The organism is Rhodovulum visakhapatnamense (assembly GCF_004365965.1).
In the GTDB taxonomy this organism is placed as follows: Bacteria; Pseudomonadota; Alphaproteobacteria; order Rhodobacterales; family Rhodobacteraceae; genus Rhodovulum; species Rhodovulum visakhapatnamense.
On sequence record NZ_SOEB01000014.1, the window covers coordinates 1 to 13,638 of the forward strand.

Below are 13,638 nucleotides of genomic sequence, written 5' to 3' on the forward strand. Positions count from 1 at the left end.
GATTTTGGTCGTAAAGCCACCTCGAGAACGGCCGAAACCCTGTCGTGGAGTCCCCCTTTAGCGCCCGCTGCCTGATGGTGGGCGCGGATCACGGTGCTGTCGATCATCTGCAGGGCGCTTGGCACGGCTCCGCTCTGGTTCAGGGCCTCCATGATGTCCTCCCAGAGCCCGGCCAACGTCCAGCGCCGGAATTGCCGATAGACGCTCGACCATTTGCCGAACTCCCCGGGAAGATCGCGCCATGGCGCCCCGGTTCGGGCAATCCAGAAAATCCCATCAAGAACGAGGCGGTGGTTGGTGGGTTTGCGCCCGTTCGGGGCGCGGACGGCGAGGATGAAGCGCTCAAAGAACGCCCATTCCTCGTCCGACATAAGGTCTCGTGCCAAGCTGGTCTCCATCGCAGATGCCAGTTTGAATCATGCTCAAAGCCTGATGTGAATCCCTTTTGTCAACACGACCTAAGAAGGCTGACGAAGAGGGGCGCCTAATTTGGAAGCAGGATGAAGAAACTGGCCGATGGAAGCCCTACGTTCGCGAGTTTGCGAAAGAGATACCGACAAGACCATATCCAACGATCCTGTTGGATGTAAAAACGACACGACAAGCCAAAGCCCACATCACTGCGCTAGAGCTTTATAACGTTGACTTTGATACAATTAAGCCAGAGCAGTTGATTGAGCGTATCTTTGAGATTTGCACTGATCCCGGTGACATTGTTCTGGATTTCTTCGCCGGTTCCGGCACTACGGCAGCTGTTGCGCTCAAGATGGGCCGCCGGTGGATCGCGGTCGAACAGATGGACTATATCCAAGACCTGACCGCGACCCGGCTGAAAAAGGTGATCGAAGGCGAACAGGGCGGGATTTCCAAGGCGGTGGAATGGCAGGGCGGCGGATCGTTCGTTTATGCCGAACTTGTCTCTTGCAACGCCACCTTTGCGGACCGGATCGGCGCGGCGGATACGTCCGAGGCGCTGCAAACCATCTACGCCGACATGCGGGCCACCGGGTATCTGCGCTATGACGTGGACCTGTCGGACTTCGACACCGACGATTTCGCCGCCCTGCCGCTGGAGGATCAGAAGCGCGTTCTGATGGACTGTCTCGACGCAAACCACCTCTACGTCAATTTCGGCAGCCTGGGCGACGAGGCCCACGCCGACATTGCCGAGGAAGATCACCGCCTGACTCGCGCCTTCTATGGGGTCGAGGGATGAGCCAGAGCCTCAACCAAGAATTCGACGCGCTGGAAAAATACGGCGCGCTCAAGGCAGACCTTCCGGCGGACATCACCGACAATCTTGCCGGAAAGATCGTGCTACGGCCCTATCAGGTCCGGGCGCTGCAACGGTATCTGTTCTATATCGAGAAATACGAAGCACGTCCCAGCCCTACGCAGCTCCTGTTCCACATGGCCACTGGCAGCGGCAAGACGGTGCTGATGGCGGCGCTGATCCTGGACCTGTACCGGCGCGGCTATCGCAACTTCCTGTTCTTCGTGAACTCCGCCCAGATCATCGAGAAGACCAAGGACAACTTCCTCAACCCGGTCTCTGCCAAATACCTGTTCGCCCCGCAAATCCGCATTGACGACAAGCTGGTGGAGGTGCGCGCCGTGGACACGTTCGACGCAGCCAGCGGCGAGGCGATCAACATTCACTTCACCACCATTCAAGGGCTGCACCGCCGCATGACCGAGCCGCGCGAGAATGCAGTCACGATGGAGGATTTCCGCGATTACAAGGTGGTCATGATCTCGGACGAGGCGCACCACCTGAACGCGGAGACGAAAAAGACGCTGACCCGAAACGAAGCCGAGGAAAAAGCGAGCTGGGAAAGCACTGTGAACGGGATTTTCGCCCAGCACCCGCAGAACATGCTTTTGGAATTCACGGCGACCGTGGATTTGGAACACGATGCGATCCGCGCGAAGTATCAGGACAAGATTCTCTACGACTATTCGCTGCGCCAGTTTCGGGAGGATGGGTATTCCAAGGACATCGAGTTGCGCCAAGCGGACCTGCCGCCGGTGGAGCGGATGCTGCAAGCCGTGGTCCTCAGCCAATACCGCCGCAAGGTGGCCGAGGCGCATGGGCTGCATTGCAAGCCGGTGATCCTGATGAAATCCAAAACGATCGCTGCCTCATCGGACAACGAGGCGGCGTTCACCGAGCTTGTGGAAGGCCTGACCGGGGAGCGGATTGAGGCTTTGCGTGCGGCCTCTCAGGGCGACGACACGCTGTCCCGCGCGTTCGCTTTCATCCTTGATGAGCGGGGCATGACCGCCGACGATTTCGCGCGGGAGCTGCAAGGCGATTTTGCGCTCGACAAGGTTGTGAACGTCAACAACCCCAAGGATTTGGAACAACGGCAGATCGAGCTGAACACGCTGGAAAGCCGGACCAACGAGATTCGTGTGATCTTCGCCGTGGACAAGCTGAACGAGGGGTGGGACGTGCTCAACCTGTTCGACATCGTGCGGCTCTACGACACCCGCGACGGGCGCGAGAACAAGGTCGGCAAGACCACGATGGCCGAGGCGCAGTTGATCGGGCGCGGTGCGCGCTATTTCCCCTTCACGGCCCCGGAGAAGCCCGATGCGGCCCCGGAGAAGCGCAAGTATGACAGCGCCGTGGACCATCCGTTGCGGGTGCTGGAGGAGCTGCACTACCACTGTTCGCACAACCCGAAATACATTCAGGACATCCGCAACGCCCTGCGCGAAACCGGAATGCTGGACGACACGGCGCGCACCGTCACTCTGCGTCTGAAAGAGAGCTTCAAGGCGTCGGATTTCTACAAGTCCGAGTTGGTCTGGGTGAACGAGCGAGTGAAGAACACGCGCGAAGGTGTGGACGGGCTAGAAGCCTACAAGGTCGAAAGCCGCTTCACCTATCCGACCCTCATGACCGGCAGGATCACGGAAAGCTCTGCCTTCGGCGGGGGAAAGGATCAGAAGCAATCAGCGCAGGGCGAACCCGTGGCGCGGGATTTCAAGTTGGCCGAGTTCGCCGCGCCGATCCTGCGCTTCGCGCTCGACGCCAACGAGTTCTTCCACTTCGCCAATCTGCGAGCATATTTCCCCCAGCTCAGCGGAATTGCCGAGTTCATCGCGTCAGAGAATTACCTTGGCAGTGCAAACGTGTCCGTCCGTGGACTGCCCGACGATCTCGACAACCTAACGGCTCGCCAGAAACTCGATATTGCGCACTTCGTGCTTCACCAGATCGAAGCGGGCATCAAGCGCGAGAGCGTCGAGTTCTTGGGGAGCAAGGATTTCAAGCCCTACCCGATCAAAGACCGCTTCATTGACAAGACCCTCAAGCTGAGCAAAGAGGGAGAAACGGGGCGGAGCTGGTCCGAAAGCAACATTCCTGGGCTGGATCAGATCGACCTGTCGGCCAAGGAATGGCACGTCTACGATGACAACTACGGCACCGATCAGGAAAAGCATTTCATAAAATACCTAAACGATCACGCTAAGAGTCTCAGCGAGCGATATGAAGAATTCTATCTGCTGCGGAATGAGAAAGTCGTGAAGCTCTATGCGTTCGACAACGGCCAAGCATTTGAGCCGGATTTCCTTCTCTTTCTTCGCCGGAGGGGTGACGACAAGAGCACAATCCACCAGCTATTCATCGAACCAAAGGGCGACCATCTGAAACAGGTGGACGGCTGGAAAGAGGCGTTCCTGAACCAAATCAATGCCGAAGGCAGGATTGAGACGGTGTTTCAGGGAAAGGATTACGCTGTCTATGGGCTTCCGTTCTATAACGAACAGGGGCAAAGCAATGCCGATTTCAGGGCCAGCTTCGACCACTTTCTTGAGAAATAGAGCCCCAAGGATGAGTAACCCGCGCTGCGCCCTGAAAACGAAAGACAGATAGTCGAGGCCGAACGGCGAAAACCTTACGAGTTCGCGGGGCTTTCCTCGCTGAGTATCCTGTAGACGCTCGCCCTGCCGATGCCCACGCGGCGCGCAATCTCGGTCCCGCCTACGCCCTCGCGGTGCAACTTCAAGACCTCATCCGCCTTCGCCCGTGCCGTGGGCTTGCGGCCCTTGTATTTCCCCGCGGCCTTGGCCTTGGCGATGCCCTCCCGCTGGCGCTCCAGCATGATCTCCCGCTCAAACTGAGCGATGCCGCCAAGGACGGTGAGAAGCAGCCGCCCCGTGGGTGTCCCGGTGTCCAGGTTCAGGTCCAGCACCCGCAGCGCAGCGCCGCGTTCGGTCAGGGTGTCGAGGATGTCCAGAAGGTGGGCCACCGACCGGGCCAGCCGGTCCAGCTTGGTGACAACCAGCGTGTCACCCTCGCGGACATAGGCTAGCGCCTCGGCCAGCTTCGCCCGCTCCTTCACGTCCACCGATGAGACCTGTTCCACGAACAGCCGTTCGCACCCGGCAGCCCTCAAGTCCCGCTCCTGCCCCTCCAGGCCCGCTGTCTGGTCCAGCGTCGAGGTGCGCGCATATCCCACAAGCATCGTCTCGCCTCCTGCGTCTCGGAATGTGTCTTACAAGATCTTAGACGTGATAGGCTGAGCTGTCTTAGAATGTCAAGGCCACTCCATTGGGACAGATTTCCGGGCAGCCCAAGACGACTCGCTAGGGCAAGCCCTGTGAGACAGAAGGAGGCAGCGCGAGCGTGGCGCGAAGGTGGTCCGGTGCGAGTGTCGCGCGGGAGTTCCGGGGGCTGGTGGGTCGGCTTCAGAGACCGGGGGCGCGGTGCATGGGCGACATGCCCGGCCAGCTACACCGAGAACGCCACCCCCCACGGGGGGACGCGCGGAGCATCAACCGTCGAGTTCGGGGCCTGAGATTTTTCTACGATTTTCGAATGGGCTTTCCAGTGGTGCGCTTGACCGCATAGAAAGCGAAGTCGGCAGAAACGGAGATTGACAGTGTTCTTCACGAAGACGGCAAAGGCTATCGCTTGGTTGATGGTCGTGCTTGGCGGCTCTCACGCAGTTCTCGGCTTCGCAATGGCGATCTTGGGAGATCAAGCAATGGCACCTAGGTATCTTGGGACAGACACCACCGGCGAGGCAATTGACGAGGGCCTAAAGGTGCTCTTGATCGGCGCTGTGGTGGGCATGTTGGCGGAGATCAGCGGTTCCATAGCGGCAATCGCGCCCCAGGATGCAGAAGAGGAATAACCTCCAGCCTTGTTATTCCTTCCAGAACGTTTCGGAGTGGAATAAACCGGCGACAGAAAAGTTGAAGGAGCGAAGATGTTTTTTACGAGGGTCGGGCGGATTGTCGCATGGATTGGAGCCGTTGTGGGCTTCCTCATCGTGATCCAAGGATACGAAGTTCAAATAAATCAAACAGCGTCGGTGGCTGCAAATATACTTCCCATAGACACAGCACAAAAAGCGTCTGCACAGGCAAAGGCGTTCATCAGCCAAGGATATGTCGTGCTTTTTTGCGCCCTTGTCTTGGGCATCTTGACCGAAATCAGCAGGTCAGTTGCCCGACGCAGCGAAGACCTCTTGCCAGAAGCTAAGGAAAGCCAGTAGTTTCAAGCACACAAATCCACCACGTCCGGCACACACGCCGGGCAGCCGGGTTGAAGCGCATGTCGCGCAAAGCGTTGATATAAAGGCGCTTGAGGCCAGTGAGACCACGTTAGGTTTGGTCCCGCCAGCCCTACCGCCGGAGCCAAAATATCTCAATAATATCAGAGATATAGGCAACAGGTCGCTTCCGGTGGCCTTTAGCCTTTTGGTCTGAATCGCCACGGAGTCTCCACCGTGAGCACGATTCATTGACCGTCAGCGCGCTTCGTTTCCCGTCCTGCCCCGAACGCGGCAGGCCGCAACGGCGACGCACTCCGCATAGGTTGTGGACTAAAGTCGCCTCCGCCCTCCGCCGGAGCTTCAGTGCAGGGCCGACCGCGTCACTCAGATTCAAGCGCATCCTTTCGCCCATGGAAATGCTGAGGCGGGGATCGACCACGAAATTTCGTCAAAAACATCAGACAGTTCTGCAAGAATACGCAGACTGCGGGGCTCCGAACTCAGGGAGGGCCAGCCCGCCCGGGACAGACTCCCCCCAAAGCGGGACAAACTGGCCCGATTTGGGAGGAACTTTCGCCGGAGCGACATTTACCCGGTCTTAGCTGCAGCCGCTCGTCGCACCGCAGGTGTTGCACTTCATGCAGGTGCCGTTCCGGACCAGCGTGTAGTTGCCGCATTCGCCGCAAGGATCGCCCTCGTAGCCCTGCATCTTGGCCTTGACGCGGGCATCCATCGGCACCGTGCCCGTGGCAAGCGCCGTGGCCGCGCCAGAGGCCGGACCCGCTGCGGGCAGCGCGACCGCCGTGTCGATGCTGCTGGCGAAGGCGACCGCCCCCATGCCGCCCTGCAGCACCACCAGTTCCTGCGGCAGGCGCTTGCGCAGATAGCCGGTCGAGCTGATCTGCTTGAGCACCTCCAGCGACTTCGACGCGGCGCTGTCCGAGACCGGGGCGACATTCGCCTTGCCCTCTTCATGGCCGCTGCCCAGTTCCTCGAAGGCGGCGCCGGTCGGCTTGACATGGGCCAGATCGGTCCGGTCGAGATAGCTGACCGCCAGTTCGCGGAAGATGTAGTCGAGGATCGAGGTCGCGTTCTTGATCGAGTCGTTGCCCTGCACGATGCCCGCGGGCTCGAACCGGGTGAAGGTGAAGGCCTCGACGAATTCCTCGAGCGGTACGCCGTATTGCAGGCCCACGGACACAGCGATGGCGAAGTTGTTCATCATCGCCCGGAAACCCGCGCCTTCCTTGTGCATGTCGATGAAGATCTCGCCCAGCGTCCCGTCCTGATATTCGCCGGTGCGCAGATAGACCTTGTGGCCGCCGATGATCGCCTTCTGGGTATAGCCCTTGCGCCGGGTCGGAAGCTTTTCGCGGTGGCTGCGGACGATTTCCTTGACCACCACCTTCTCGACGATCTTCTCGGCGATGACCTGCGCCTTCTCGGCCGGGGTGCCGGTCGCGAGGATCTCTTCGGCCTCCTCGTCATCCTCGACGAGCGCCGAGGCCAGCGGCTGGCTGAGCTTGGACCCGTCGCGGTAAAGCGCATTGGCCTTCACCCCCAGCGACCAGCTGAGTTCATAGGCCGACAGGCAATCCTCGATGGTGGCATCGTTGGGCATGTTGATCGTCTTCGAGATCGCGCCCGAGATGAAGCTTTGCGCGGCCGCCATCATCTTGATGTGGCTGTCGACGCTGAGGAAGCGCTTGCCCTTCTTGCCGCAGGGATTGGCGCAGTCGAAGACCCGGTAATGCTCGGGCTTGAGATGCGGCGCGCCTTCCAGCGTCATCGTCCCGCAGACATGGTCGTTCGCGGCCTCGATATCGGCCCGGCTGAAGCCCAGATGGCGCAACAGGTCGAAGCCCGGATCGGCCATCTTGGCGGCGGGGATGCCCAGCACGCGGGTGCAGAATTCCTCGCCCAGGGTCCACTGGTTGAAGACGAAGCGGATGTCGAAGGCCGAGGGCAGCGCCGCCTCGATCTTGTCGATCTCGGCCTGACCGAAGCCATGGCCGATCAGCGAGGTGTGGTTGATGCCGGGGCAGTTGCCCAGCGTGCCATGGCCCACCGCATGGCCGATGATTTCTTCGATCTGGGCCGGGCCGTAGCCCAGCGCCTCGAGCGCGGCCGGGACAGACCGGTTGATGATCTTGAAATAGCCGCCGCCCGCGAGCTTCTTGAACTTGACCAGCGCAAAATCGGGCTCGATGCCGGTGGTGTCGCAATCCATCACCAGACCGATGGTCCCGGTCGGCGCGATCACCGAAACCTGCGCGTTGCGGAAACCATGTTTCTCGCCCAGCGCCAGCGCCTCGTCCCAGGCCGACATCGCCATCTCGACCAGGCGTTCGTCGGGGCAGTTGGCGTGATCGAGCGGCACCGGCGGCACGGCGAGCCCGTCATAGCCCTTGGCCTTGCCCCAGGCGGCGTTGCGGTGGTTGCGGATCACCCGCAGCATGGAGGCGGCATTGCGCTTGTGGCCCGGGAAGGCGCCCAGCTCGCCCGCGATCTCGGCCGAGGTGGCATAGGCGATGCCGGTCAGAACGGCGGTCAGCGCGCCGCACAGCGCCCGGCCCTCGTCGCTGTCATAGCCGAGCCCCATGGTCATCAGAAGCCCGCCGATATTGGCATAGCCAAGCCCCAGCGTGCGGAAATCGTAGGACAGGCGCGCGATTTCCTTCGAGGGGAACTGCGCCATCATCACCGAAATTTCCAGCGTCAGCGTCCAGAGCCGGGTGGCATGGGCATAATCCTCGGCCTGGAACGCGCCGTCGCCCCAGAAGGTCAGCAGGTTCATCGAGGCGAGGTTGCAGGCCGTGTCGTCGAGGAACATGTATTCCGAGCACGGATTCGAGGCGCGGATCTCGCCATCGGCCGGGCAGGTGTGCCAGGCGTTGATGGTGTCGTGGAACTGGATGCCCGGATCGGCGCAGGACCAGGCGGCGTGGCCCACCTGGCTCCACAACTCGCGGGCCTTGACGGTCTTGGCGACTGTGCCGTCGGTCCGCCGGACCAGTTCCCAATCTGCATCCTCGCGGACCGCCTTCAGGAAGGCGTCGGTCACGCGGACGGAGTTGTTGGAATTCTGGCCCGACACCGTGGCATAGGCCTCGCTGTCCCAATCGGTGTCGTAGGTGGGGAACTCGATCGAGGAATACCCCTGGCGCGCATAATCGAGCACGCGCTTGACATAGGCTTCGGGCAGCATCGCCTTCTTGGCGGCCCGGATCGCGGCCTTCAGGCCGTCATTCCTGCCCGGGTCGAAGGCCGCGTCGGCATTGCCGTCCCAAACGCGGATCGCATCGAAGATCGCGTTCAGGTGCTTTTCATGGGTCTTGGAGCCCGCCACGAGGCTCGCGACCTTCTGTTCCTCGATGACCTTCCAGTTGATGAAGGACTCGATATCTGGGTGATCCATGTCGCAGATCACCATCTTCGCTGCTCGACGGGTCGTACCGCCCGACTTGATTGCGCCCGCGGCCCGGTCGCCGATCCGAAGAAAGCCCATCAGACCCGAGGACTTGCCCCCGCCCGACAGCGCCTCGCCCTCGGCGCGGAGCGACGAGAAGTTGGTGCCGGTGCCCGAGCCGTACTTGAACAGCCGCGCCTCGCGGACCCAGAGGTCCATGATGCCGCCCTCGTTCACCAGATCGTCCTTGATCGACTGGATGAAGCAGGCATGGGGCTGCGGGTGTTCATAGGCCGAGCCCGACTTGGTCAGCTTGCCCGACTTGTAGTCGACATAGTAATGCCCCTGCCCCGGACCGTCGATGCCATAGGCCCAGTGCAGCCCGGTATTGAACCATTGCGGGCTGTTGGGCGCGGCCATCTGGGTCGCCAGCATGTAGCGCATCTCGTCGTAATAGGCGCGGGCGTCTTCCTCGGTGGTGAAATAGCCGCCCTTCCAGCCCCAATAGGTCCAGGCGCCCGCCATCCGGTCGAAGACCTGCCGCGCCGAGGTCTCGCCGCCGAAGCGCGCATCCTCGGGCAGGGCTTCCAGCTCGTCCGTATCGGGCACGGATCGCCACAGGAAGGCGGGAACGCCCTCTTCGGGCACCGGGGTCCGTCGCGCCGGAACGCCGGCCTTGCGGAAGTACTTCTGGGCGATCACGTCGCTTGCGACCTGGCTCCAGCCCGCGGGGACCTCCACCTCGTCGAGCCGGAACACCACCTTGCCATCGGGATTGCGAATCTCCGACGTCGTCGACACGAACTCGAGCGCGCCGTAGGCGCCGGTCTCTTCGGTGGTGAATTTGCGTTCGATCTTCATGGATCTGCCCCGTATCCCGTATTTTTCTGTCCCGGCGCCGCGAAAGCGTCCCGGGCCCGTCTGCCGTCAGGCAAACGCATGGCCTCACCGGCGGTCTTGCCGCCGGATCCGGCATGCGCGCCGCAGCCCGTGTTCTGTGCCCTTGGTCCTGTCCCGCCGAGGCGCTGTTCCCGACCCTCGGTCGAGCCACTAGATCTAGTGTTGCCTCACCCAGCCCATACAAATTGACGGAAAATTAGGGGATTGGTCAACGCGATTCTTGCGCCCAAGGCCAAGTTTTTGGGGTTGACTGAACGGCTGACCACAAGGGCTTGAGTCATCCACAGCTTGTGGAAAACAGAATGGGGATGGAAAACCGCGCCAGAAGAAGGGCTTGCACGCGAAGGTTGAGATTCGTCCCCCGCGTTGACGAATATGAGCAGAACCTGCGGCGAAAAAGCCGAATACGCTCAAAAGGTTAACAAAGTGGGTTATGGTCGGGGCGGCGGGATTCGAACCCACGGCCTACGGCACCCAAAGCCGTCGCGCTACCAGGCTGCGCTACGCCCCGTGGCCGCCTCCATAGCGCCCAGGCCGCCCCAAGGAAAGAGGCTTGGGTCCTAGTCGCAGGGCCAGGCGGCGTCTGGCCCGAAGGCGGGATGGCGCAGCTCGGTGCCGGGCGCGATGCCCAGCCGCCCGGCCAGCCCGCCATTGATCTCGAGCACCGCCAGAATGCCCGGCCCGCCGTCGATGGGCCTCCGGTCCAGCGGCACCGCGTCGGCATGGACCTTCTTCACCCGACCCGCCCCGTCGAGGAAGATCATGTCGAGCGGGATCAGCGTGTTCTCCATCCAGAAGGCGACGGGCTGCGGATCGGGATAGACGAAAAGCATCCCCGCCGATCCGGCCAGATGCGTCCGGTTCATCAGGCCAAGCGCCCGCTCGGCCTCGTCATCGGCGATCTCGACCGTGAACCGCGCCGTGCCCCAGTCGCCGCGCAGATCGACCCGGGTCTCGGCGCAATCGGCGGCACGCGCCGCCCCCGCAACCGCCCAGACCAGAAGACCGGCCGCCGCCGCCCGGACCGCTATCTTGCGAAGGCCCCGTCCGGACCGAGCGCGCTTTCCCATGGACCCACCGATATTGCGAGGCGGCCGCGCTGGCCTTCGGTGACCCGCACCGCGATGGCCTCGCCCGGCTGCAGATCGGCCAGTCCCGACCGCCGCAGCACCTCGATATGAATGAACACATCGTCGTCGCGGCCGAAGACATTGGCAAAACCGAAGCCCTTGGCCTTGTCGAACCATTTAACGCGTGCGGGTTCCAGCGGCAATGCCGCGACCTGTTCGGCCGTCAGATGCATCGCATCCTCGAGCGCGGGCGCCCCGGCGGCAACGGGCGGCTCGATCTTCAGAACCTCTGTCGCCTGTAGCCCGCGGGCCGTCCGGTTCACGACCAGAACGATGCCCGCCCCGTCCGAAACCGAATTCTGTCCGAAGTTCCGCAGCACATTCGCGTGCAGCAGGATATCGGGGCCGCCTTCGTCGGACACGACAAAGCCGAACCCCTTTGACGGATCGAACCACTTAACACGCCCTTCGACGCGCAACGCCGTGTCGCTGTCCTTGTCCATACGTCCGGTCCCGGTCGTCTTTGATGCCTCAGGCGCCTGGACGCTGGCCAGACGCACTCCCCAAAAAGAGTTCGACGCCCCATCGTCCCGCCGCGCGTTGCCCGGACCGCCTCCGGGCAATCAAGGGTAGAGTCTGGCGATCTTCCACTCAGCGTCAAGTGTATCTCTGCACCAGCGAAACCGGTCGTGCAGGCGGAAGGCCCCGTCGGCCCAGAATTCTATCTCGAGAGGCCTCAGCCTGAAGCCTCCCCAGAAGGGCGGCCGTTGCGGCGACACGCCGCGCCTGGCGGTGACAAGCGCCACCTCGGCCATCAATTCGCGCCGCGACGCCAAGGGTCGCGACTGCTGCGACGCCCAGGCTCCAAGTCGGCTTTGCAGAGCACGAGAGGCATAATAGGCATCGGCTTTTTCGCCTTCTTCCTTCTCGGTCACGCCACGGACCCGGATCTGGCGCCGCAATGATTTCCAGTGTAACACGAATGCCGCTTTATTCGTTAGGGCAATTTCGCCCGCCTTTACACTATCGTAATTGGTGTAGAACAGGAAAGCGTCGTCCTCGATCTCCTTCAACAGCACCATCCGCGCATTCGGCAATCCCTGCGCGTCGACCGTGGCCAGCGCGATCGCATTCGGATCGTTCGGTTCGGTCTTTTCGGCTTCGGCCAGCCAGGCGCGCGCGATCGCGAAGGGATCGTCGCCCACAAATAGTCCGTCCCTGTCGCTCATGGCCTGCGTCCTCCTGGTTGACCCTGTGGCACTTGATGGGTTCGTGCATTTGCCCTACACCGGCGGCAAATTTTTGAACAGATGGTCGAGGGGACCTCGGATGTCGACAAAGCTGATGGAGGGCAAGCGGGGCCTGATCATGGGACTCGCCAACGACAAGTCCATCGCCTGGGGGATCGCGCGGCAATGCGCGGACGCCGGCGCTGAGCTGGCTTTTTCCTATCAGGGCGAAGCACTTAAGAAGCGCGTGATGCCGCTGGCCGAGAGCCTGGGCAGCGATATGGTGCTGGAATGCGACGTCGCCAGCGAAGAGTCGCTCGACGCCCTCTTCGCCGCGCTCGAGGCGCGCTGGGGCCGGCTCGATTTCATCGTCCATGCCATCGGTTTCTCGGACAAGAACGAGCTGCGCGGCCGCTATGTCGACACGTCCCGGTCGAACTTCCTGATGTCGATGGACATCTCGGTCTACTCCTTCACCGCCGCCGTCCAGCGCGCCGCGCGCCTGATGACCGAAGGCGGTTCGGCGCTGACGCTGACCTATTACGGGGCCGAGCGGGTGATGCCTCACTATAACGTGATGGGCGTCGCAAAAGCCGCTCTCGAAGCCTCGGTCCGCTACATGGCCGAAGACCTCGGCAAGGATGGAATTCGCGTCAATGCCATTTCCGCCGGACCGATCAAGACGCTGGCCGCCAGCGGCATTGGCGATTTCCGCTATATCTTGAAATGGAATGAACTGAATTCGCCGCTTCGGCGCAATGTGACCCAGGACGAGGTCGGAAAATCGGCGCTTTATCTTCTGTCGGATCTCGGCAGCGCGGTCACCGGCGAGGTGCACCATGTCGATGCCGGCTATCACAGCGTCGGCATGAAAGCGGTCGACGCCCCCGATATCGACGCGGTCACCGGACGCAAGGACGGCTGAGCGGTCCGCGCCCGCCCGCGGCAGCGCTTGACGCGGGCGCGCGCGACCTGCCATTCGTCGAAGGCACGCACAGGAGACACCGATGGCCCCCGACCGTCTGCCCCATGAAAAAGGCTTTCACGTCAGCTGGGATCAGCTGCACCGCGATGCGCGGGCGCTGGCCTGGAGGCTCGACGGACAGGGGCCCGACAACGGCGCCTGGCGCGCGGTGGTCGGGATCACCCGGGGCGGCATGGCCCCGGCGATGATCGTCTCGCGCGAACTCGACATCCGCCTGGTCGACACGATCTCGGTCAAGTCCTACAACCACCAGTCCCAGAGCGCGCCGGTCATCATCAAGATGCCCGACCGCGATCTGGTGGGCGACGGCACCGGGGTGCTGATCGTCGACGATCTGGTCGATACCGGCCGGACGCTCGAGGTGGTCCGCGCGACCATGCCCAAGGCCCATGTCGCCACGGTCTATGCCAAGCCGATGGGCCGGCCGCAGGTCGACACCTATATCACCGAGGTCAGCCAGGACACCTGGATCTTCTTCCCCTGGGACATGGCGCTGCAATACGTCAAACCCTACCGCGCGGGCGAATAGCCG

At 62.1% G+C, this 13,638-nt stretch carries 10 protein-coding genes, 1 tRNA gene and 2 pseudogenes; 6 read left to right on the plus strand and 7 right to left on the minus strand.

Features of this window, described 5'->3' with window-relative positions:
* A pseudogene (locus EV657_RS13015) lies at nt 1-398 on the minus strand (IS5 family transposase); the annotation flags it as partial.
* A gap of 182 nt (nt 399-580) precedes the next feature.
* Here EV657_RS13015 and EV657_RS13020 point away from each other — a divergent pair.
* Nucleotides 581-1,216 (plus strand): site-specific DNA-methyltransferase, encoded by a 636-nt coding sequence (locus EV657_RS13020; RefSeq protein WP_279587391.1) that lies wholly within the window; start codon nt 581-583, stop codon nt 1,214-1,216.
* A complete protein-coding gene (locus tag EV657_RS13025; RefSeq protein WP_134078202.1) occupies nt 1,213-3,834 on the plus strand; it encodes a DEAD/DEAH box helicase family protein in 2,622 nt (873 codons plus the stop codon). The genes EV657_RS13020 and EV657_RS13025 overlap by 4 nt, the downstream gene beginning before the upstream one ends.
* Before the next feature lie 74 nt (nt 3,835-3,908).
* Here EV657_RS13025 and EV657_RS13030 read toward each other — a convergent pair whose 3' ends face one another.
* Nucleotides 3,909-4,478, minus strand: a complete 570-nt coding sequence (locus EV657_RS13030; RefSeq protein ID WP_134078204.1) for a recombinase family protein — start codon at nt 4,476-4,478, stop codon at nt 3,909-3,911.
* A 417-nt stretch (nt 4,479-4,895) separates the two neighbouring features.
* Here EV657_RS13030 and EV657_RS13035 point away from each other — a divergent pair, with 417 nt between their 5' ends.
* Nucleotides 4,896-5,150 carry a hypothetical protein gene (locus tag EV657_RS13035; protein WP_134078206.1) on the plus strand — a complete coding sequence of 85 codons (255 nt, stop codon included), beginning with the start codon at nt 4,896-4,898 and terminating at the stop codon, nt 5,148-5,150.
* A 75-nt stretch (nt 5,151-5,225) separates the two neighbouring features.
* Complete coding sequence (locus EV657_RS13040; protein ID WP_134078207.1) at nt 5,226-5,513, plus strand: hypothetical protein; 288 nt, start codon at nt 5,226-5,228, stop codon at nt 5,511-5,513.
* 598 nt (nt 5,514-6,111) lie between these two features.
* Here EV657_RS13040 and EV657_RS13045 read toward each other — a convergent pair.
* The 5 genes and pseudogenes from EV657_RS13045 to pdxH form a co-directional block, all read right to left on the minus strand.
* Nucleotides 6,112-9,783, minus strand: coding sequence for a vitamin B12-dependent ribonucleotide reductase (locus tag EV657_RS13045; RefSeq protein WP_134078209.1), 3,672 nt, complete (start codon nt 9,781-9,783; stop codon nt 6,112-6,114).
* A gap of 473 nt (nt 9,784-10,256) precedes the next feature.
* Nucleotides 10,257-10,333 (minus strand) — tRNA-Pro (locus EV657_RS13050).
* Between the two features lie 49 nt (nt 10,334-10,382).
* Nucleotides 10,383-10,892: a DUF192 domain-containing protein gene (locus EV657_RS13055; protein WP_075785389.1), complete on the minus strand. Its 510-nt coding sequence runs from the start codon at nt 10,890-10,892 to the stop codon at nt 10,383-10,385.
* Nucleotides 10,850-11,395, minus strand: a complete 546-nt coding sequence (locus EV657_RS13060; RefSeq protein ID WP_075785388.1) for a cold-shock protein — start codon at nt 11,393-11,395, stop codon at nt 10,850-10,852. The genes EV657_RS13055 and EV657_RS13060 overlap by 43 nt, the downstream gene beginning before the upstream one ends.
* 120 nt (nt 11,396-11,515) lie before the next feature.
* A pseudogene (pdxH, locus tag EV657_RS13065) lies at nt 11,516-12,124 on the minus strand (pyridoxamine 5'-phosphate oxidase); the annotation flags it as partial.
* Nucleotides 12,125-12,221: 97 nt separating this feature from the next.
* Between pdxH and fabI the strand changes: the two are divergent.
* On the plus strand, nt 12,222-13,046 hold the full coding sequence (gene fabI / locus EV657_RS13070; protein ID WP_075785386.1) for an enoyl-ACP reductase FabI: 825 nt from the start codon (nt 12,222-12,224) through the stop codon (nt 13,044-13,046).
* 82 nt (nt 13,047-13,128) lie between these two features.
* A complete protein-coding gene (gene gpt / locus EV657_RS13075) occupies nt 13,129-13,635 on the plus strand; it encodes a xanthine phosphoribosyltransferase (RefSeq protein WP_075785385.1) in 507 nt (168 codons plus the stop codon).
* The last annotated feature ends 3 nt before the right edge of the window (nt 13,636-13,638 follow it).

Excerpts from the sequence above, each read along its gene's own strand:
- gpt (WP_075785385.1), top strand. The coding sequence starts at position 13,129 with ATGGCCCCCGACCGTCTGCCCCATGAAAAAGGCTTTCACGTCAGCTGG.
- EV657_RS13055 (WP_075785389.1), bottom strand. The coding sequence starts at position 10,892 with ATGGGAAAGCGCGCTCGGTCCGGACGGGGCCTTCGCAAGATAGCGGTC.
- EV657_RS13045 (WP_134078209.1), bottom strand. The coding sequence starts at position 9,783 with ATGAAGATCGAACGCAAATTCACCACCGAAGAGACCGGCGCCTACGGC.
- EV657_RS13025 (WP_134078202.1), top strand. The coding sequence starts at position 1,213 with ATGAGCCAGAGCCTCAACCAAGAATTCGACGCGCTGGAAAAATACGGC.
- EV657_RS13040 (WP_134078207.1), top strand. The coding sequence starts at position 5,226 with ATGTTTTTTACGAGGGTCGGGCGGATTGTCGCATGGATTGGAGCCGTT.
- EV657_RS13060 (WP_075785388.1), bottom strand. The coding sequence starts at position 11,395 with ATGGACAAGGACAGCGACACGGCGTTGCGCGTCGAAGGGCGTGTTAAG.
- EV657_RS13030 (WP_134078204.1), bottom strand. The coding sequence starts at position 4,478 with ATGCTTGTGGGATATGCGCGCACCTCGACGCTGGACCAGACAGCGGGC.
- fabI (WP_075785386.1), top strand. The coding sequence starts at position 12,222 with ATGTCGACAAAGCTGATGGAGGGCAAGCGGGGCCTGATCATGGGACTC.